The 18986-nt window shown below is 63.2% G+C and carries 14 protein-coding genes; 6 read left to right on the top strand and 8 right to left on the bottom strand.

All coding sequences use genetic code 11. The features are described 5' to 3' along the window. Positions 1-2: 2 nt before the first annotated feature. The 3 genes from V1286_RS00470 to V1286_RS00460 all read right to left on the bottom strand — a co-directional run bounded on the left by V1286_RS00470 (position 3) and on the right by V1286_RS00460 (position 4623). Positions 3-1874: an extracellular solute-binding protein gene (locus tag V1286_RS00470; RefSeq protein WP_334476857.1), complete on the bottom strand. Its 1872-nt coding sequence runs from the start codon at positions 1872-1874 to the stop codon at positions 3-5. A gap of 11 nt (positions 1875-1885) precedes the next feature. Next, positions 1886-3787 (bottom strand): extracellular solute-binding protein, encoded by a 1902-nt coding sequence (locus tag V1286_RS00465; protein WP_334476854.1) that lies wholly within the window; start codon positions 3785-3787, stop codon positions 1886-1888. A gap of 287 nt (positions 3788-4074) precedes the next feature. Then, positions 4075-4623, bottom strand: coding sequence for a c-type cytochrome (locus V1286_RS00460; RefSeq protein ID WP_334476852.1), 549 nt, complete (start codon positions 4621-4623; stop codon positions 4075-4077). A gap of 213 nt (positions 4624-4836) precedes the next feature. On the opposite strand from V1286_RS00460, the gene V1286_RS00455 reads away from it, so the two are divergent. Both V1286_RS00455 and V1286_RS00450 read left to right on the top strand, forming a co-directional pair. Further along, entirely contained in the window at positions 4837-5577 is a 741-nt protein-coding gene (locus V1286_RS00455) for a 3-deoxy-manno-octulosonate cytidylyltransferase (protein ID WP_334476850.1), read from the top strand. 21 nt (positions 5578-5598) lie between these two features. Further along, the gene (locus tag V1286_RS00450; protein WP_334476848.1) at positions 5599-6459 is read left to right on the top strand and encodes a prephenate dehydratase; all 861 of its coding nucleotides are present in this window, start codon (positions 5599-5601) and stop codon (positions 6457-6459) included. Between the two features lie 729 nt (positions 6460-7188). Here the strand turns inward: V1286_RS00450 and V1286_RS00445 are convergent. Further along, entirely contained in the window at positions 7189-8208 is a 1020-nt protein-coding gene (locus V1286_RS00445; RefSeq protein WP_334476845.1) for an LLM class flavin-dependent oxidoreductase, read from the bottom strand. A gap of 385 nt (positions 8209-8593) precedes the next feature. Between V1286_RS00445 and metF the strand changes: the two genes are divergently transcribed. From metF to maiA, 3 genes are all read left to right on the top strand, one after another. Further along, positions 8594-9508: a methylenetetrahydrofolate reductase [NAD(P)H] gene (gene metF / locus V1286_RS00440; protein ID WP_334476843.1), complete on the top strand. Its 915-nt coding sequence runs from the start codon at positions 8594-8596 to the stop codon at positions 9506-9508. A gap of 4 nt (positions 9509-9512) precedes the next feature. Then, positions 9513-13376: a methionine synthase gene (metH, locus tag V1286_RS00435; RefSeq protein WP_334476841.1), complete on the top strand. Its 3864-nt coding sequence runs from the start codon at positions 9513-9515 to the stop codon at positions 13374-13376. A 159-nt stretch (positions 13377-13535) separates the two neighbouring features. After that, complete coding sequence (gene maiA / locus V1286_RS00430) at positions 13536-14198, top strand: maleylacetoacetate isomerase (protein WP_334476839.1); 663 nt, start codon at positions 13536-13538, stop codon at positions 14196-14198. Positions 14199-14415: 217 nt separating this feature from the next. On the opposite strand, the gene V1286_RS00425 is transcribed toward maiA, so the two are convergent. Beyond that, entirely contained in the window at positions 14416-15045 is a 630-nt protein-coding gene (locus tag V1286_RS00425; RefSeq protein WP_334476837.1) for a glutathione S-transferase family protein, read from the bottom strand. Positions 15046-15227: 182 nt separating this feature from the next. Here V1286_RS00425 and V1286_RS00420 point away from each other — a divergent pair, with 182 nt between their 5' ends. Continuing rightward, the gene (locus tag V1286_RS00420) at positions 15228-15647 is read left to right on the top strand and encodes a DUF6636 domain-containing protein (protein ID WP_334476835.1); all 420 of its coding nucleotides are present in this window, start codon (positions 15228-15230) and stop codon (positions 15645-15647) included. A 138-nt stretch (positions 15648-15785) separates the two neighbouring features. Here V1286_RS00420 and V1286_RS00415 read toward each other — a convergent pair whose 3' ends face one another. The 3 genes from V1286_RS00415 to V1286_RS00405 form a co-directional block, all read right to left on the bottom strand. After that, positions 15786-16379, bottom strand: coding sequence for a GNAT family N-acetyltransferase (locus tag V1286_RS00415; RefSeq protein ID WP_334476833.1), 594 nt, complete (start codon positions 16377-16379; stop codon positions 15786-15788). Between the two features lie 6 nt (positions 16380-16385). After that, positions 16386-17888 (bottom strand): glycerol kinase GlpK, encoded by a 1503-nt coding sequence (gene glpK / locus V1286_RS00410; RefSeq protein WP_334476830.1) that lies wholly within the window; start codon positions 17886-17888, stop codon positions 16386-16388. Between the two features lie 246 nt (positions 17889-18134). After that, on the bottom strand, positions 18135-18908 hold the full coding sequence (locus V1286_RS00405; RefSeq protein WP_334476828.1) for an SDR family NAD(P)-dependent oxidoreductase: 774 nt from the start codon (positions 18906-18908) through the stop codon (positions 18135-18137). Positions 18909-18986 lie beyond the last annotated feature (78 nt).

The following is an 18986-nucleotide window of genomic DNA, read 5'->3' as shown; positions in this document are numbered from 1 at the left end:
AATTACTTCGCCTGTTCGAGCTTCGCGGCCTTGGCGGCGTCATACCACCAATTGTCGGGCGCACCGGTGCCTTGCGTGTAGCGTGCCGGCTTTGGCGGATGCGCGAACAGGTCCCAATAGGCGATCGGGTGGTTGGTGCGATACCATTGCGGCACCCAATAGCGGCCGGCCCGGAACACACGATCGAGCGCGCGGCACGCGATCGTCAAATCGGCGCGCGTTTCGGCGCCGATGGCCTTGTCGACCAGCGCATCGATCGCGGGATTGGCCACTCCCGCCAGATTGTACGATCCCTTGGTGGCAGCCGCGTGCGACGTGAAGTACGGCCGCAGGCTGTCGCCCGGCGTGGGCGACATGCTCAGGCGCATAATCGCGACGTCGAAATCGAAGGCCTCCACCCGCGCGCGATACTGCACGGCGTCAATCAACCGGATGCTGGCTTCGATGCCGAGCTGACCGAGATTTTTGATGAAGGTCGCGTGATGAGGCTGGAACGACGGCTCGTCGAGCAGGAATTCGATCGCAAAGATCTCACCGTTCGGCATCAGCCGCTTGCCGTCCTTGACGGGAAGCTTTGCCTCCTGCAGCAATTGCTGCGCCTTGCGCAGCAATTGCCGATCCTGGCCCGATCCATCCGATACCGGTGGCACGAACGGCTCGCCGAACACCTCGTTCGGCACCTGCCCGCGGAACGGCTCGAGCAGCTTCAGCTCTTCGGGGGAGGGCAGCCCGGTCGCCACCATGTCCGAATTCTGGAACGGCGACACCGTGCGCGCATAGGCGCCGTACATCACAGTCTTGTTGGTCCACTCGAAATCGAACGCATTGATTACCGCTTCGCGCACTTTGGGGTCTTTGAACTTGTCGCGGCGGGTGTTGAAGAACCAGCCTTGTCCACCCGACGGCAGTTCATCCGGTAGCGTCTCGCGCTTGACGCGGCCGTCCTTGATCGCCGGAAAGTCGTAACGCGTCGCCCAGATGCGCGCGGTGAACTCCTCGCGGTAGAGATAGTTCTTGCCGGTAAAGCCTTCGAACGCCACGTCGCGGTCGCGATAGAACTCATAGCGCACGGTATCGAAATTGTGGCTGCCGCGGTTGACGGGAAGATCGGCTGCCCACCAATCCTTCACCCGTTCGTATTCGACGTAGCGGTTGATTTCATATTTTCCCACCTTGTACGGCCCTGAGCCGAGCGGAATCTCGGTGGTCGATTCCTCGAACGGGCGCTTCGCGTAATAGGCTTTGGAGAAGATCGGCAGGCCTGCAACATAGAGCGGGACGTCGCGGGCGCGGTTTGGCGCGAAGATCACGGCCACCGTCGCATCGTCGAGCGCCTCGGCCTTCACGAAGTCGCGCAGCTGTACCAGGATCAGCGGATGACCCTTTTCCTTCAGCGTGTTGAGCGAGAAGACGACGTCATGCGCCGTCATCTTCGAGCCGTCATGAAAACGCGCCTCGGGGCGCATCGTGAAACGGTAGGTCAACTTGTCAGGCGAGATCCACACCGACTTTGCGGCGAGACCGTACATCGCGTCAGGCTCGTCGTTGGCGCGCGCCATCAGCGAGTCAAAGGTCAGCTCCATGCCCTTCGCGCCTTCGCCCTTGAGGATGAAGGCGTTGAAGGAATTGAATGTCTGGAAGGACTGATTATAGGCACGGGTCGACGGGATCGTGGAAAACAATCCGCCTTTCGGCGCTTGCGGATTGACGTAGTCGAAATGCTTGAAGTCGGCGGGGTATTTCAGGTCGCCGAACACCGACATGCCGTGGGTTTCAGTGCCCACCTCGGAAGCGGTGGCTGCCGGTCTGAGGCCGACAGCGCTCAGCGCGCCGACACCGAGACCCAGCACGTGCCGGCGATTGAGTAGCGCCATGCGCGATCCCTTCAACTGCGCTTTCCGATCTTGGCTGCCTTGTCGGCGTCCCACCACCACAGCGACGGGAAGCCCGACAGGCCGTATTTGGGCAATTCGGACGGCCTGCCGAAGCGATCCCAGCGTGCGGTCCGGACCTTGGGATAATTCCACTGCGGCACGACATAGTGATTCCACAGCAGCACGCGGTCGAGTGCCCTGGTCGCGGCAACAAGGTCATCCCGACCCTTGGCATAGATCAGCCGCTCGATCAATTTGTCGATGGCCGGATTCTTGATGCCGATGACATTGCGCGAACCCGCCATGTCCGCCGCCTGCGAACCCCAATATTCGCGCTGTTCATTTCCGGGTGACAACGATTCCGCCCACGACGAGACGACCACGTCGAAATCCCAGTTGCGAAGCCGGTTCTCATACTGTGTCGGATCGATTGTGCGCACGCTGACGGCGATGCCAAGCCTCTCCAGCGACGGCTTGAAGAACAGCATCACCCGTTCGAAGGTCGGGTCTGCACCGAGCAATTCGAGCGCAAATTGTGCTCCCGTCTTGCTATCGACAAGCTTGCGCTCGCGCACCTCGTACCCAGCTTCCTTCAGCAAGCGCAGCGCCTCACGTAGATTTTCACGAACCGCTTCGGGATTGCCGCCGGTCGGATTGGTATAGGGCTTCGTGAATACCTCGGGCGGCACTTCGGCGCGGACGGCTTCGAGTATTTCCAACTCCCTGCCTTCCGGCACGCCGCTTGAAGCCAGTTCAGTGCCATCGAAGTAGCTGCTGATGCGCTTGTACTGACCGAAGAACATCTGCTTGTTCGTTTCCTCGAAATCGAACGCAAAATTCAGCGCGCGGCGCACGCGCGGATCCCTAAACTGCTCACGCCGGATATTCAGCGCGAATGCCTGCATGATTCCGGAACTGCGGTTTGGAAACTCCTCGAGCAGCACGCGCTTGTCATTGACGGCCGGGAAGTCGTAGGCCGTCGCCCAGTTCTTGGCGCTGTTTTCGGTGCGCCAATCGACCTGGTCGCCCTTGAACGCCTCGAGTGCGACCGTCGAGTCCCGGAAATATTCCAGGCGCAGCTCGTCGAAATTGTTACGTCCGACATTCGTGCTGGAATCGCGCCCCCAATGGTCCTTCACACGCTCCAGCGTCAGCGTCCTTCCTGGAACAAACTCCTTGATGCGATAGGGGCCCGAACCCAGCGGCTTCTCCAGCGTCGTCGCGGAGATGTCGCGCTTGCGGCCCTCGCTGTCAGCGCCCTCCCACCAATGCTTCGGCAAGATCGTGAGCTGTCCAACGATCTGCGGGAGCTCGCGATTGCCAGGCGCATCGAAGCTGAACTTTATCTCGCGATCACCGACTTTTTCAGCTTTCATCACATGGCGATAGTAAGCCGAATACTGCGGATGATTTTTCTTGAACGCGTCAAGTGAGAAGATCACATCGTCAGGCGTGACAGGCTTTCCGTCGTGCCATTTCGCCTCTTGCCTGAGACGGTACGTGACCCAGGAGAAATCCTCGGGATGGCTGACGGCTTCGGCCAATTCGCCGTACTCGGTCGAAACCTCATCCAGCGACTGCGTCATCAGAGATTCGTAGATCAACTGAACGCCGCCTGCGAGCGATCCTTTGACGCCGGCAACCACAAGGTTGAAGTTATCAAACGTCCCGATCTGGATCTGACGTACGGTGCCGCCCTTAGGGGCCTCCGGATTGACGTAGTCGAAGCGCTTGAAGCCGGCCGGGTACTTGACTTCGCCGAACAGCGACAGCGCATGCTGCCACGTGAGTTCGCCGGACGCCGATTGGGCGTAGGCTGGCGTAATCGCCGAGATTCCGGGAGCAAGCCCCAGCGCGGGGGTCATGGCGGCAACCGCGCCGCCCTGGAGAAGATGTCGTCGGGTAATGGCCAAATGCAGAATTCCTGTTGCTGACGCCAGTATCCGTTGCTTTTGAAGTTCGCCGTCCCTGCCACGAACAACGATAACAACGAGGCCGAGCTAGTGAGGACCCAATATAAGGCAAGGGTTCGACAGATTACGTTGCTTTTTCCTCATGATAGCAGCTTGGGAACACCGCCGCTGCGGCGAAAAGTCCCGGTAACAACTCCGACAACAACAGTGCGATCCCTCATAGCGAAACGGCCAGGCAATGCCTGGCCGCAATGTCGCGCGGAAGTCCCTGCAGGACTGTCGAAATCTTACTTTGCCGCGGTCGGCAGCGGGGCCGGGCTTTCCGAAAGGCTGCGCAGATAGGCGATCACGTCGGCGCGCTCGCTGTCCTTCGGAATGCCGGCAAAGCCCATCGCGGTGCCCGGAACAAAGGCCTTGGGATTGGCAAGGAACTTGTTGAGATCGTCATAGGTCCAGGTGCCGCCCTTGCCCTTCATGGCGGCCGAGAAATTGAACCCGCCACGTCCCGCGCCCTTCGGCTCGTTCAGGACATTATAGAGGTTCGGGCCGACGCGGTTCGGGCCACCCTTCTCGAAGGTGTGGCAGGCGGCGCACTTCTTCGCGGCGGCGGTGCCCTTCTCGACGGAGGCGGTCTGCAAAAGCTTCTCGATCGGCTCGGAGGGAGCTGCGGCTTCCTTGGCAGCGTGAGAGGCGTCTTCCTTCACGGCGATCTCGAAGCCCGGCTTTTCTGGTTTCACGGGCGCGAAAATCGCATGAGCGGCAAAGCTCGTCACCAGGATAACGAGGCAGGTACCGAGGATGGCACCGAGAATTTTGTTGAGTTCGAAGGAGTCCATAGTGGGATCAGGCTCCAGGCCGGGAAGGTCGACTGAAGGCCGGCAAAACGGCCGCGGGTGCGCATCAGGAATCAGCCTTTCGCGCCGCACCCTCAGCAGAGGTTGAGATATCGGTTTGCCCGGGCTCTGGCAACCCGTATAAACGCGCCGACTTTCCGCCAATCCCCATTATATTTCCGGCCTGTTTTCGCAAGGCCCCAGACCCTCGTTCCGATGACCGATACCCGCATCCTGGTGCTGATTCCCGCCCGCATGGCGGCAACCCGCCTGCCTGGCAAGCCGCTGCTCGACATCGGCGGCCTGCCGATGATCGTCCACGTGCTGCGGCGGGCCGAGGAGGCCCAAATCGGCCGGGTGGCGGTCGCCACCGACACGCCCGAGATCGCGGCCGCCGTGAAAGCCGCCGGCGGCGAGGTGGTGATGACCCGTGCCGATCATCCCTCCGGCTCCGACCGGATCCACGAGGCCATGCGGACGATCGATCCTGATGGGCGGGCTGAGATTGTGGTCAACCTGCAGGGCGACTTTCCCACGATCGCGCCGGAAACCATCCGGGCCGCGTTGCCACCGCTCGACGACCCCACCGTCGACATCGCGACGCTGGCCTCGCAGATCCATACCGAAGAAGAGGACCAGGCCCCCAGCGTGGTGAAGGCGGTCGGCTCGCCGATCGGCCCAAACCGGCTTCGTGCGCTCTATTTCACCCGCGCCACGGCGCCCCATGGCGACGGCCCGCGCTACCACCATATCGGCCTCTACGCCTACCGCCGCGCCGCGCTGGAACGGTTCGTAGCGCTGCCGCCGTCTCCGCTGGAACAGCAGGAGAAGCTCGAGCAGCTCCGCGCGCTGGAGGCCGGGATGCGGATCGACATCACCATCGTCGACAGCGTCCCCCGCGGGGTCGACACCCCGGCCGACCTCGAAACCGCCCGGCGCATGCTGGCAAAAACCTGAGCCGCTGCTAAAAGGCCCCGCATGACCAAGAAGCTCAAAATCGCATTCCAGGGCGAGCCTGGCGCCAATTCCCATATCGCCATCGCCGAGGCCTATCCCGACGCCGAGCCGTTGCCGTGCGCGACCTTTGAGGATGCGCTGTCCGCGATCTCCTCCGGCGAGGCCGACCTCGGCATGATCCCGATCGAGAATTCGGTCGCCGGCCGGGTTGCCGACATCCATCATCTGCTGCCGGCCTCCGGCCTGTTCATCGTCGGTGAATGGTTTTTGCCGATCCGCCATCAATTGATGGCACCGAAGGGCACAAAGCTTTCGGACATCAAGACGGTGGAGAGCCACGTCCACGCGCTCGGGCAATGCCGCCGCATCATCCGCAAGCTCGGCATCAAGCCGATCGTTGCGGCCGATACCGCCGGCAGTGCGCGCGACGTTTCCGAGCGCAAGGACAAGAGCGTGGCCGCGATCGCGTCCCGCCTGGCGGCGCAAATCTACGGCCTCGATATCCTCGCCGAAGACGTCGAGGACGAAGCCCACAACACCACGCGCTTCGTGGTGCTGGCGCGCGAAGCCGATTGGGCCAAGCCAAACTCTGGCCCGCTGGTTACCACTTTTGTTTTCCGGGTACGCAACCTGCCGGCCGCGCTCTACAAGGCGCTCGGCGGCTTCGCCACCAATAGCGTCAACATGACGAAATTGGAAAGCTACATGGTCGACGGCAATTTCTTTGCGACCCAGTTTTATGCCGATGTCGACGGCCACCCCGATGATAGGGGTCTCGCCTTTGCGCTGGAAGAACTGAAATTCTTCTCGCGCGAATTTCGCATCGTCGGGGTCTACCCGGCGCATCCGTTCCGCGCGACGTTTAGCGAGAAGCAGGATTGAGGGACGCACACGCATCTGTTCGCGTCTACCGGCCCACGACTGCTGCCGTGGGCGCGGAGAGCGCAGATTCGTGACGTGCCACAGCCGGACCCTTACCGGCGAGCGGCGAGTTGCGCGGCATTAACGGTGCAGCGGATACGGATATTATGAAAGCGGTACTCGCGGCGTTATCAGCCGATGTACGCCCCCTCTCCGATCACCACCGGCCGTTACCAGCCCCACCCTGGACGCGGACCCCATCCTGGACGCGGACCCCACACGGGGCGCGGACCCCACACGGGCCGCGGGCGCCAAACTGGCCCGCCCCAAGCATAAGCGCCGCGCCATCCCGGACGCCACACGGGGCGCGGGCCCCAACCGCCGGCGACCCATCTCGGACCCGGACGCCACACGCAGCGACCCCAGGCGTTGCAGACCCAGCGGACCTGCTCGGTATTCGCAGCCTGGCGTGAGATCTGGTCGGCATGCGGAAGCCCGTTCGGCATCGCGGCAGTAGCCGAGCCGGCAGCGAGTATAACGCCGCCTAGGGCGGCCAACCCGACAACAGCAGATTTCAGTTCCATTGCTTGTCTCCTTGGCTGGAGACCTCAACAACTTCCTTGACAACGCTTGGTTGCTTCGGAGGCTTGAACAAACGCAGGCATGCAGATCAGGAATGCTGAAAGGCAGGAATGCTAAGAAATGCTAAGAAGAGAATGAGATAATGATTTGCAGAAAAGTCATCACGATCTAGGCGGCAGCTTTCTTGCCCAGCCCAAAGGCATCCGCCAGCAGACTGTACGACCTCTTGCGCGCGTCGTGATCGTAGACAGCGGTGATGATCATGAGTTCATCCGGCTTGCTTGCCGCGATCATCGGCTCAAGCTTCGACAGGATCGTCGCGGGACTGCCGACGAACAAGCGCGAGCGGTTGCGCATGACAGAGGCGCGCTCGGCGTCGCTGTAATTGTAGGCCAGCGCTTCCTCGACGCTCGGCAGCGGCAGGTATTGTCCGCGGTCTCGGCGCAGGCGGTTGAGGTCCATCGAGGAGGCGAGCTGTTCGGCTTCCGCATCGGTTTCGGCTGCGACCGCTGCGATGGCGAGGATGCCATGCGGCGTGGGGCGCCAGCCGGATGGCTTGAAATGGTCGCGGTAGTTGGTCATCGCCGCGATCGCGTCATAGGACGCAAAATGATGCGCGAACGCGAAGCCCATGCCGACTTGCGCCGCCAGCTCCGAACTGTAATCGCTCGAACCGAGCAGCCAGATCGGCGGCAGCGGCGTGTCGTCGGGCATCGCCACCACGTTGTTGTAGGGATGGCCGGCCGGGAAATCGCGGGTCTCCCACAACACCAGTTCACTTAAGCGTTCGAGGAAGTCATCGCCCTCGCGGCGGTCGAGCCGGCTACGCAGCGCGTGCGCGGTGGCGCCATCGGTGCCGGGCGCGCGGCCGAGGCCGAGATCGATGCGGCCGGGGAACAGCGCCTCCAGCATCTTGAAGCGCTCGGCCACCACCAGCGGCGCATGGTTGGGCAGCATCACGCCGCCGGAGCCGACGCGGATGTTGTTCGTTACCGCGGCGATCTGGCCGATCATCAGGTCGGGCGCGGGGCTCGCCACCGAGGCCAGATTGTGGTGCTCGGCGAGCCAGTAGCGGACATAGCCGAGGCCGTCGACATGGCGCGCCAGATCGATGCTGTTCTGCAGCGCGTGGGCCGGACGGGTGCCTGTGGTGACGACGGAGAGGTCGAGGACTGAAAGCGGGATCATAGCGCTAAACTAATGTGGTAAGCGAGGGCGACAAAGGCCCGGTCGGCGCAGATCAGGCCCGCGCTTGTGGGGAAAGCAGCGGCGGGACGCGGACCATAAGTGGGACAATACGTGACAAGTTGACCACATTGGTAACCTGCCCACAATCCAGAACACCTCCTATGGAAAGCCGATGTCTGTATAACTATATGTTTATACTAACTAATAGCAAAGCTCCTTGCCGCCCACCGCCATTTCCATAAAGTCAATATTTCGCATATTCCTACAGTAATTGGGCTATTTCCCATCAACGATGGGCTGTTTGGCGAGGCTCGTTTGGCCTATTTTAGCTGACTGCCGCTAGGGCTTGATGCCGGCCCATCCTTTCGGAGCTTAGTGAAGTGCCATGACCGAGGTTACGCCCCCCGCTTTCGACGGCCATCGCGCGCTGCATTCGCCCAGGATCTCCTTCGAGTTCTTCCCGCCCAAGACGGAAGAGATGGAGCGGAGCCTGTGGGAGACCATCAACCGGCTGGCGCCGCTGACGCCGAATTTCGTGTCCGTGACCTATGGCGCCGGGGGATCGACCCGGGAGCGCACCCATTCGACCATCGCGCGCATCCTGAAAGAGACCCGCCTGACGCCAGCGGCGCATCTGACCTGTGTCGGCGCGCCGAAGGGCGAGATCGACGACGTGGTGGCGCGCTATCACGAGATCGGCGTCCGCCACATCGTGGCGCTGCGCGGCGACCCGACCAGCGGCATCGGCACCGCCTATCACGCGCATCCGGACGGCTATCAGAGTTCGCCCGATCTGATCGAAGGCATCAAGAAGCGCTATCCCGATATCGAAATCTCGGTTTCGGCCTATCCCGAAAAGCATCCGGAGAGCCCGACGATCGATGCCGATATCGACACGCTCAAGGCAAAGGTCGACGCCGGCGCGGCGCGCGCCATCACGCAGGTATTCTTCGATAACGACCTCTACTTCCGCTACCTCGATCGCGTCCGCGCCCGCGGCATCGATATTCCGGTCGTCCCCGGCATCATGCCGATGCACAATTTCAAGCAGGCGCGCAGCTTCGTGACCCGCGCGGGCACGACGGTGCCGACCTGGCTGGCGGATAAGTTCGAAGGCCTCGACGACGACGCCGAGACGCGCAAGCTGGTCGCCGCGACCGTCGCCGCCGGCCAGGTGCAAAAACTCGCCAAGCATGGCGTCGACACCTTTCATTTTTACACCATGAACCGCGCGGACCTCGTGTTTGCGATCAGCCATCTCCTGGGCATCCGTCCCAATGGCGCACAGAAGGCCGCTTGATCCGATGAGTGCCAAGATTTCGCCCAAGCGAACCGCCCTGCTCGCCGCCGCCAGCGAGCGCATCCTGGTGCTCGACGGCGCCATGGGCACCATGATTCAGGGCCTGCAATATGACGAAGCCGCGTTTCGCGGCGCGCGCTTCGCGGATTTTCATCGCGATGTCCGCGGCAACAACGACCTTTTGATCCTGACGCAGCCGCAGGCGATCGAGGACATCCACGCGGCTTACCTGCGCGCGGGCGCCGACATCGTCGCGACCAATACGTTCTCCTCGACCTCGATCGCGCAGGCCGACTACGACATGTCGGACCTCGCCTACGAACTGAACCGCGACGGCGCAAAACTCGCCCGCGCCGCGGCGGTGCGCGTCAGCGCCGAGGACGGCAAGCCGCGCTTCGTCGCCGGCGCATTGGGGCCGACCAATCGCACCGCGTCGATCTCGCCCGACGTTTCCAACCCCGGCTACCGCGCCGTCACCTTCGATGATTTGCGCAAGGCCTATGGTGAGCAGATCAACGGCCTGCTCGACGGCGGCGCCGATGTGCTGCTGGTCGAAACCATTTTTGACACGCTGAATGCCAAGGCGGCGCTGTACGCGATTTCGGAAATCACCGAACAACGCGGCATCGACGTACCCGTGATGATCTCGGGCACCATCACCGACAAATCCGGCCGCCTGCTCTCGGGACAATTGCCGGAAGCGTTCTGGAATTCGGTGCGGCACGCCAAACCGATCACGATCGGGTTCAACTGCGCGCTCGGCGCCGAAGATCTCCGTGCGCATATCGCCGACATCGGCCGCGTCGCCGACACGCTGGTTTGCGCCTATCCGAACGCCGGCCTGCCCAACGAGTTCGGCCAGTATGACGAGAGCCCGGAATACATGGCGCGGCTGATCGGCGAGTTTGCCGAGGCCGGCCTCGTCAACATCGTCGGCGGCTGCTGCGGCACCACGCCGGACCATATCGCCGCGATTGCGGCAGCGGTTGCCCCGCACAAGCCGCGCGCGGTTCCTACGATCGAGCCGCGCCTGCGGCTGTCCGGCCTCGAGCCGTTCGAACTGACGCCGGCGATCCCGTTCGTCAACGTCGGCGAGCGGACCAACGTCACCGGCTCGGCGAAATTCCGCAAGCTGATCACGGCGGGCGATTACACCGCAGCGCTTCAGGTGGCGCGCGACCAGGTCGAGAACGGCGCGCAGATCATCGACGTCAACATGGACGAGGGTCTGCTCGATTCTGAAGCCGCGATGGTGACGTTCCTCAATCTCGTCGCCGCCGAGCCCGACATCGCCCGCGTCCCCGTGATGGTGGACTCCTCGAAATTCAACGTGATCGAGGCCGGCCTGAAATGCGTTCAGGGCAAGCCGGTGGTGAATTCGATCTCGATGAAGGAAGGCGTGGGGAAATTCATCCACGAGGCCCGCATCGCGCGCCGCCATGGCGCTGCGGTCGTGGTGATGGCGTTCGATGAGGTCGGACAGGCAGATACGTTTGCGCGCAAGACCGAAATCTGCAAGCGCGCCTATGACATCCTGGTCAACGAAGTCGGCTTTCCCCCTGAAGACATCATCTTCGATCCGAATATTTTTGCGATCGCGACCGGACTTGAAGAGCACAACAATTACGGCGTCGACTTCATCGAGGCGACGCGCTGGATCCGCCAGAACCTGCCACATGCGCACATCTCCGGCGGCGTCTCGAACCTCTCGTTCTCGTTCCGCGGCAACGAGCCGGTGCGCGAGGCCATGCATTCGGTGTTTCTCTATCATGCCATTCATGCCGGCATGGACATGGGCATCGTCAATGCCGGGCAGATGATCGTCTATGACGACATCGATCCCGAACTGCGCCAGGTCTGCGAGGACGTCATTCTCAACCGCGATCCCGGCGCTTCCGAGCGGTTGCTGGCGCTGGCGGAGAAATTCCGCGGCAAGGAGAAGCAGACCAAGGAGCAGGATCTTGCTTGGCGCGAATGGCCGGTCGAGAAACGGCTCTCCCACGCGCTGGTGCACGGCATCACCGAATTCATCGAAGCAGACACCGAAGCCGTCCGCAAAACGGTGGAGCGGCCGCTGAACGTGATCGAAGGCCCGCTGATGGCCGGCATGAACATCGTCGGCGACCTCTTTGGCGACGGAAAAATGTTCCTGCCGCAGGTGGTGAAGTCGGCGCGCGTGATGAAGCAGGCGGTCGCCTATCTGATGCCATTCATGGAAGAGGAGAAGGCGCGCAACCTCGCCAACGGCGTGACCGGCGACGGCCGCAACGCCGCCGGCAAGATCGTGCTCGCCACCGTCAAGGGCGACGTCCACGACATCGGCAAGAACATCGTCGGCATCGTGCTGCAATGTAACAATTTCGAGGTGATCGACCTCGGCGTGATGGTGCCCGCCGCCAAGATCATCGAGACCGCCAAGGCGGAAGATGCCGATATCATCGGGCTGTCCGGCCTGATCACGCCCTCGCTCGACGAGATGAGTTTTCTGGCCGGCGAAATGGAGCGGCAGGGCATGAAGATGCCGCTGTTGATCGGCGGCGCCACCACCAGCCGTGTCCACACCGCCGTGAAGATCGACCCGAACTACAAGGGCGGGCCGGTGGTGCATGTCAACGACGCCAGCCGCGCCGTCGGCGTCGCGTCGTCGCTGCTCTCGCCCGAGCGGCGCGAGGCCTATGCCGCCGACATCCGCGCCGAATACGCCAAAATTTCCGCTGCGCATTTCCGCGCCCAGGCCGACAAGAAGCGGCTGAAGCTGGCCGACGCCCGCGCCAACGCGGTCAAGGCCGACTTCGCAAAAACGCCGCCGAAGAAGCCGGCATTTCTCGGTATCAAGAGTTTCGATGCCTACGATCTGGCCGAGCTCGCCGAATACATCGATTGGACGCCGTTCTTCCAGACCTGGGAATTGACCGGACGTTTTCCGGCCATCCTCGACGATCCCAAGATCGGCGAAGTCGCCCGTTCGCTCTATGACGATGCGCGCAAGATGCTCGATCTCATCGTCAGGGAGAAATGGTTCAAGGCCCGCGCCACCATCGGCTTCTGGCCGGCCAATGCCGACGGCGACGATATCGCCGTCTATGCCGACGATGCGCGAGCCAGAACGATCGCGACCTTCCACACGCTGCGCCAGCAACTGGAGAAGCGCGAAGGCCGCTTCAACGCCGCGCTGTCGGACTTCATCGCCCCCGCCTCGTCCGGCGTGCCCGATTATGTCGGCGCCTTCGTGGTCACCGCCGGGATCGGCGAGGACGCGGTCGCCGACCGCTTCAAGAACGCCAATGACGATTACTCCTCGATCCTGTGCAAGGCGTTGGCCGATCGTCTGGCCGAAGCATTCGCCGAGCGGATGCATCAGCGCGTCCGCAAGGAATTCTGGGGCTACGCGCCGGACGAGGCGCTGGCTTCCGATCAATTGATCCTCGAACAATATGCCGGCATCCGCCCGGCGCCCGGCTATCCCGCGCAGCCCGATCACACCGAGAAGGCGACGCTGTTCCGCCTGCTCGACGCCGAGAACACCGCAGGCGTGAGGCTGACCGAGAGCTTTGCGATGTGGCCGGGCTCGTCGGTGTCGGGGCTTTATTTCTCTCATCCCGAGAGCTTCTATTTCGGCGTCGGCAAGATCGAGCGCGATCAGGTCGAGGACTATGCCGCGCGCAAGGGCATGAGTGTCGCCGAGACCGAGCGCTGGCTGGCGCCGGTGCTGAACTACATTCCCGCGCAGGAACAGCCCGCGAAAGAGCCGGTGCCGATGGTGGCCGTCCCCGCCAACGACGTTACCTCCAAGGATTTGGCGTCGCATCCGCCCGGCTGCGCCTGCGCGGTGCATCTCGCCTGGCGCAAGAAGGCCGTCGGGGCGTAGTAGGTGCTTCCTTCCCTTCTCCCCTTGTGGGAGAAGGTGGCGCGGAGCGCCGGATGAGGGGTTAGCATCCGCGGAGACAGACCCCTCACCCGTCTTCGCTTCGCGAAGCCACCCTCTCCCACAAGGGGAGAGGGGAAGAAACAGGCGGAGTTTCCTCCCATGAAATTCTTCTCCTTCTGGCGATCGCTGGCGAGCTTTCGCGTGCGGATCGCGCTCAATCTGAAGAACGTCCCGGCCGAGGTGATCTTCGTCGACCTCGACGCCAACGCGCATCGTGACCCCGAGTATCGCAAGATCAATCCGCAGATGGCGTTGCCGGCGCTGGTCGAGGATGACGGCACCACGCTGTTCCAGTCGCTCGCGATCCTGGAATATCTCGACGAGAAATACCCATCTCCGCCGCTGCTGCCCGCCGATCCAGCCGGCCGCGCCCGCGTCCGCGCGCTCGCGCTGATGGTTGCCTGCGAAGGCCATCCGCTCCTGGTGCCGCGGGTGCGGCGCTATCTCGACCACGAACTCAACCTGCGTGACACGCAGCAGGCGGCGTGGCGGCGGCACTGGATCGTGGAAACGCTGGCCGCGCTGGAGGGGCATCTGGCGGGGCACAAGGACACGGGCCGGTTTTGTCATGGCGACGCGCCAACGCTGGCGGATATCTGCATGGTCGGCCACGTCACCGTCGCCGTGACGCAGCAGATCGACCTGAAAATCTATCCGACGGTGAAGCGCATCTTCGAGACCGCGATGGGGCTGCCGGAATTTGCAAGCGCGCATCCGCTGGCGCAGCCGGACACGCCGGAGGCGATGCGGCCGAAGGCCTGAAAGCGAGGCTGGCGGCCCGGCGGCACGACTCTCGGGACACGCCGCACCCGGCCTGACAAAAATCGCCAAAACAACCCCATGCAAAGTAGGATTGGGCCTGCGGCTCACGCGCACAGAAGTAGGGTGGGCACAGGCGCGTTTGCGCCGTGCCCACCATCTTTCTTCAATCATGCCGAACGGTGGGCACGCTACGCTTTGCCCACCCTACGAAAGCCCCTCACCCTTTCGGCGGCGCCAGCGGCTGGACGATTTCCTTGAACGGCGGCAGCGCCTCGCAGCCCTCGGCATGCGCCTTCAATGCGGGATAGCGCGCGTCGAACAGCGCGGGATGCGCCTCGCCGGTGAAGCGCAGCACGCAGGCGACCGCGATGTCGGCGTGGCCGATCTTCTCGCCGGACCAATACGGTGTCTTGACATCAGCGCGCTCCTTTTCCAGTACGTCGAGCACGCCCGTTATCTGCGACTTGCAGCGCTCGACCCACAGATCAAGCTGCTTCTCCTTCCGCAGCACGCGCTCGTAAAGCAGGCTGACGCCCTTGTCGCCGAGCCCCATCGCGAGCGCGCAGATCCGCAAATGCCGCCGCCGCGCCTCGCCGCTCCGCGCAATCATCGCATTCTCGGGGCCGACGCGATCGTCGAGATAATCCAGGATCATCGCGCTCTCGATCAGCGCCTCGCCGTCATCGAGCACCAGCGTCGGCACCCGCCGCAGCGGATTATAGGGTGCGATCTTGTCGGCGTCGCCGAAGGTCGACCACGGCTTGTGCTCGAAGGGCAGATTATAGAGCCGCATGGCGATGGCGACGCGGCGGACGAAGGGGGAGTCGTATTGGCCGATCAGGATCATGGTTGTTTTGCTCTCTGCTCGTCATGGCCGGGCTTGACCCGGCCATCCATCCTCCTTGGAAGGATTCTTCCGAAGAGCGATGGATGCCCGGGTCAAGCCCGGGCATGACGAGGTTGCTTTGGGTTGCGCCACGCGTCATCCTAAGTAGGTTGAAGCGTATTGCAACTCACGAGTCACACACCATGTTTCGCTGGCGGCCAATCCTCTTTGCGCTTCCGCTGTTTATGCTCGCGGCACCCGCCCACACCCAATCCGCCCCTGCCGGCTTCCAGTCGCCGTCCAAAAACATCGCCTGCCAGTATTTCGACTACGACAAGCAGAACATCCTCCGCTGCGACATCGCCGCAATGGAAACCAAGCCGCGGCGCCCTGCCGATTGCGACCTCGATTACGGCGGCGCCTTCGAGATGAACGCCAAAGGCCCCGCCACGCGCCTCTGCCACGGCGACACCGTGATGGATAAAGCGCTGCCGGTGCTGGCCTACGGCGAAGTCTGGCAGCGCGGGGGGTTTACGTGCAAGTCTGAGCAGGCGGGGATTACCTGCTTCAATGCGGACCGGCGCGGGTTTTCGCTGGCAAGGGTGAGGCAAGAGGTGTTTTGAGAACGTACAGCTCTCTCCACGTCATGGCCGGGCTAAACACTTGACCGGGCCATCCACGTCCTTGCTCTTTTTGTCGCTAAAGCAAGACGTGGATCACCGGGACAAGCCCGGTGATGACGGTTGAGCGTGCGCGCACCATCACTCAATCACCGGCACATGCCTTGCGACATCACGCGGCACTGTCCCATCGAGCCTCGGATCATTGACCATTTCGACCTGCCGCCGGAATGGACGAAAGCCTGAGCGTTGGTAGAAGGCGAGCGCGGCGGGATGATCGAAGGTGCAGGTGTGCAGCCAGACGCGCGTAACCGGCCGCGACCATGCGAGCTCCAGCGCGCGATTCATCAGCCAGCGTCCGGCGCCGGTTCCGACAAGTTTTTCGGCGACTCCGAAAGAGACGACTTCGCATTGCCCGGGCTCGCGAAAATCCAGCTCGAGCAAACCTTCGTCGCACCCCTCATGCGCCAGTGCGTAGATCTCCATCAGCGGCGATTGAATGATCGCGGCCAATTGCGCGTCGGGCATCCGTATCCTTGAAATCCACAGCCACTCCTCGCCGACGCGGCGATACAGATCGCGAAACCAGTCGAGCGGCGGCATCTCAACCCGCCGCAGCGTCCATGCACCCGCGGGATCGGGACGCGGCCGGGGGCGCGCGGTCATCTCCAGGTGCGTGACGACCGCAGCGATCTTGCCGGCGGGAACGTCGGAGTAGCCATCGGGCAATATCATCCGGTGCTATTCCCCTTCATCGCTCGCCAGCACGCCCTTCACCGCCCTCGCCCAGCCTGCAAGTTTCCGCTCGCGCGTCGCCGCGCTCATCGCCGGCTTGAAGCGGTGCTCCAGCCGCCAGTTGTCGGCGAATTTTGCAGGCTCGGGATAGACGCCGGCCTGCAACCCGGCAAGGTAGGCCGCACCAAGCGCCGTCGTCTCTTGAATCATCGGGCGGTCGACGGGGGCGTCGAGCAAATCGGCGAGCCGCTGCATGGTCCAGTCCGACGCCGTCATGCCACCGTCGACGCGGAGTACGATATTGGCGGCGTTGGCGTCCGGCCAGTCGGCGCGCATCGCGGCCCAGAGGTCAAACGTCTGGTAGCAGACGCTTTCGAGCGCGGCGTGCGCGAGTTCGGCGGGGCCGGTGTTGCGGGTCAGGCCGAACAGCGCGCCGCGCACGCGGGGATTCCAGTAGGGCGCGCCGAGGCCGACGAAGGCCGGCACCAGGTAGACGCTCTGCATGGAATCGGATTTGTCGGCGAGCGGGCCGGTTTCGGACGCCTGCTTGATGATGCCGAGGCCGTCGCGCAGCCACTGCACAGCGGAACCTGCGACGAAGATCGAGCCTTCGAGGGCGTAGGTGCGCCTTCCGTTGAGTTGATAGGCGATGGTGGTGAGCAGCTTGTTCTTCGAAGCGACCGGCGTGGTGCCGGTGTTGAGCAGCGCAAAACAGCCGGTGCCGTAGGTCGACTTGATCATGCCGGGCGTGAAGCAGGCCTGGCCGATGGTGGCGGCCTGCTGGTCGCCGGCGATGCCTGAAATGGCGATCGCGCCGCCGAACAGGCTTGGGTCGCTGTCGCCGAATTTGGCGGAGGAATCTTTTACCTTTGGGAGCATCGAGCGCGGCACGCGCAGGAGTTTCAAGAGCTCATCGTCCCACTCGCCGGTGTGGATGTTGAACAGCAGCGTGCGCGAGGCGTTGGTGGCGTCGGTCGCATGCACCTTGCCGCCGGTCAGCCGCCACAGCAAATAGCAATCGACGGTGCCGAACATCAATTCGCCGCGGCCGGCGCGTTCGCGCGCGCCCGGCACGTGGTCGAGGATCCAGGCGACTTTCGTGCCCGAAAAATAGGGGTCGATGATCAGGCCGGTCCTGGCGGAAATATTCGGCTCGTGGCCTTCGCTCTTCAATTTGGCGCAGATGTCTGATGTGCGGCGGTCCTGCCAGACGATGGCGCGGTGCACGGCCTGTCCCGTCGCGCGGTCCCACACGACCGTGGTCTCGCGCTGGTTGGTGATGCCGATCGCGGCGATGTCTTGCGCTTTAAGGCCAGCCTTTTCCAGCGCCTCGCGGCAGACCGCGACCGTCGAGGTCCAGATATCCTCGGGCTCGTGCTCGACCCAGCCGGACGCCGGAAAATGCTGCGGAAATTCCTGCTGCGCCGTCGCGGCGATCGAGATGTCGCTGCGGAACACCATGGCGCGCGAGGACGTGGTGCCCTGATCGATGGCCAGCACAAAGGACATGACGTTGCTTCCCCGGGAGGTGATGTTCGGCCCAAGGGAGCGGATTGGAAGGCCAAGGTCAATATGGGATGGCGCTTCGCTTCACCCTCCCCTGGAGGGGGAGGGTCGGCTCACATTGAGCGCAGCGAAATGTGAGCCGGGGTGGGGTGATCTCTCAACTCGGGCACTGTTGGATGTGGGTAGACCGTCACCCCACCCCGCCGCTGCGCGTCGACCCTCCCCCTCCAGGGGAGGGTAAGAAAGAAACTACGTCGCCGCCGTGGTCACGCCGCCATCGACCACGATGGTCTGGCCGGTCATGAAGGTCGAGGCATCCGAGGCCAGATACGCGACCGCGCCGGCGATTTCGTCGGGCTCGCCGATGCGGCGGAGCGGGGTGCCGGCGGTGCGGCGCTTGAGCATTTCCGGGTCTTCCCACAGCGCCTTGGCGAAATCGGTTTTCACCAGACCCGGTGCCACGCAATTGACGCGGACGCCTTTCGGACCCCATTCGCCGGCGAGGCTGCGGCAGAGCGCGAAATCCGCGGCCTTGGAGATGCCGTAGGCGCCGATCACGGTCGAGCCGCGCATGCCGCCGATGGACGAGATGATCACCACCGAGCCGTTGCCTCGCTCGGCCATCTGCGGGATCGCCAGCGCGCAGAGCCAGATGTTGCTCTTGACGTTACTGCCCATGATCTTGTCGAAGGCCTCGTCCTTGATGTCGAGCAGCGGGCCGTAATACGGATTGACCGCGGCGTTGCAGACGAGGATGTCGACCTTGCCGTAATGCTTTGTCGTGCCCATGACCAGCGCCTCGACTTCCTCGCGGCGGGAGATGTTGCAGGCAATGACATGGGCGTCGCCGCCGGCCTTGTTGATGCCGTCGGCGACCTCGTGGCAGGCATCCGCCTTGCGGCTGGAGATCACGACTTTTGCGCCGAGTTTTGCGAGCAGCTCGGCGGAGGAGCGGCCGATGCCGCGGCTGGAGCCGGTGATGATGGCGACTTTTCCGGTGAGATCGAACGGGGTGTTTTTCATTGTTGTTGGCTCCGCGTGCTCCGCACACGCCGCTGTCATCGCCCGGCTTGACCGGGCGACCCAGTACGCCGCGGCGTC

Source organism: Bradyrhizobium algeriense, assembly GCF_036924595.1.
GTDB classification, from domain to species: Bacteria; Pseudomonadota; Alphaproteobacteria; order Rhizobiales; family Xanthobacteraceae; genus Bradyrhizobium; species Bradyrhizobium algeriense.
This window is presented reverse-complemented; position numbering and strand designations above follow the sequence as displayed.

Excerpts from the sequence above, each read along its gene's own strand:
- V1286_RS00470 (WP_334476857.1), bottom strand. The coding sequence starts at position 1,874 with ATGGCGCTACTCAATCGCCGGCACGTGCTGGGTCTCGGTGTCGGCGCG.
- V1286_RS00460 (WP_334476852.1), bottom strand. The coding sequence starts at position 4,623 with ATGGACTCCTTCGAACTCAACAAAATTCTCGGTGCCATCCTCGGTACC.
- V1286_RS00455 (WP_334476850.1), top strand. The coding sequence starts at position 4,837 with ATGACCGATACCCGCATCCTGGTGCTGATTCCCGCCCGCATGGCGGCA.
- V1286_RS00450 (WP_334476848.1), top strand. The coding sequence starts at position 5,599 with ATGACCAAGAAGCTCAAAATCGCATTCCAGGGCGAGCCTGGCGCCAAT.
- V1286_RS00445 (WP_334476845.1), bottom strand. The coding sequence starts at position 8,208 with ATGATCCCGCTTTCAGTCCTCGACCTCTCCGTCGTCACCACAGGCACC.
- metF (WP_334476843.1), top strand. The coding sequence starts at position 8,594 with ATGACCGAGGTTACGCCCCCCGCTTTCGACGGCCATCGCGCGCTGCAT.
- metH (WP_334476841.1), top strand. The coding sequence starts at position 9,513 with ATGAGTGCCAAGATTTCGCCCAAGCGAACCGCCCTGCTCGCCGCCGCC.
- maiA (WP_334476839.1), top strand. The coding sequence starts at position 13,536 with ATGAAATTCTTCTCCTTCTGGCGATCGCTGGCGAGCTTTCGCGTGCGG.
- V1286_RS00425 (WP_334476837.1), bottom strand. The coding sequence starts at position 15,045 with ATGATCCTGATCGGCCAATACGACTCCCCCTTCGTCCGCCGCGTCGCC.
- V1286_RS00420 (WP_334476835.1), top strand. The coding sequence starts at position 15,228 with ATGTTTCGCTGGCGGCCAATCCTCTTTGCGCTTCCGCTGTTTATGCTC.
- V1286_RS00415 (WP_334476833.1), bottom strand. The coding sequence starts at position 16,379 with ATGATATTGCCCGATGGCTACTCCGACGTTCCCGCCGGCAAGATCGCT.
- glpK (WP_334476830.1), bottom strand. The coding sequence starts at position 17,888 with ATGTCCTTTGTGCTGGCCATCGATCAGGGCACCACGTCCTCGCGCGCC.
- V1286_RS00405 (WP_334476828.1), bottom strand. The coding sequence starts at position 18,908 with ATGAAAAACACCCCGTTCGATCTCACCGGAAAAGTCGCCATCATCACC.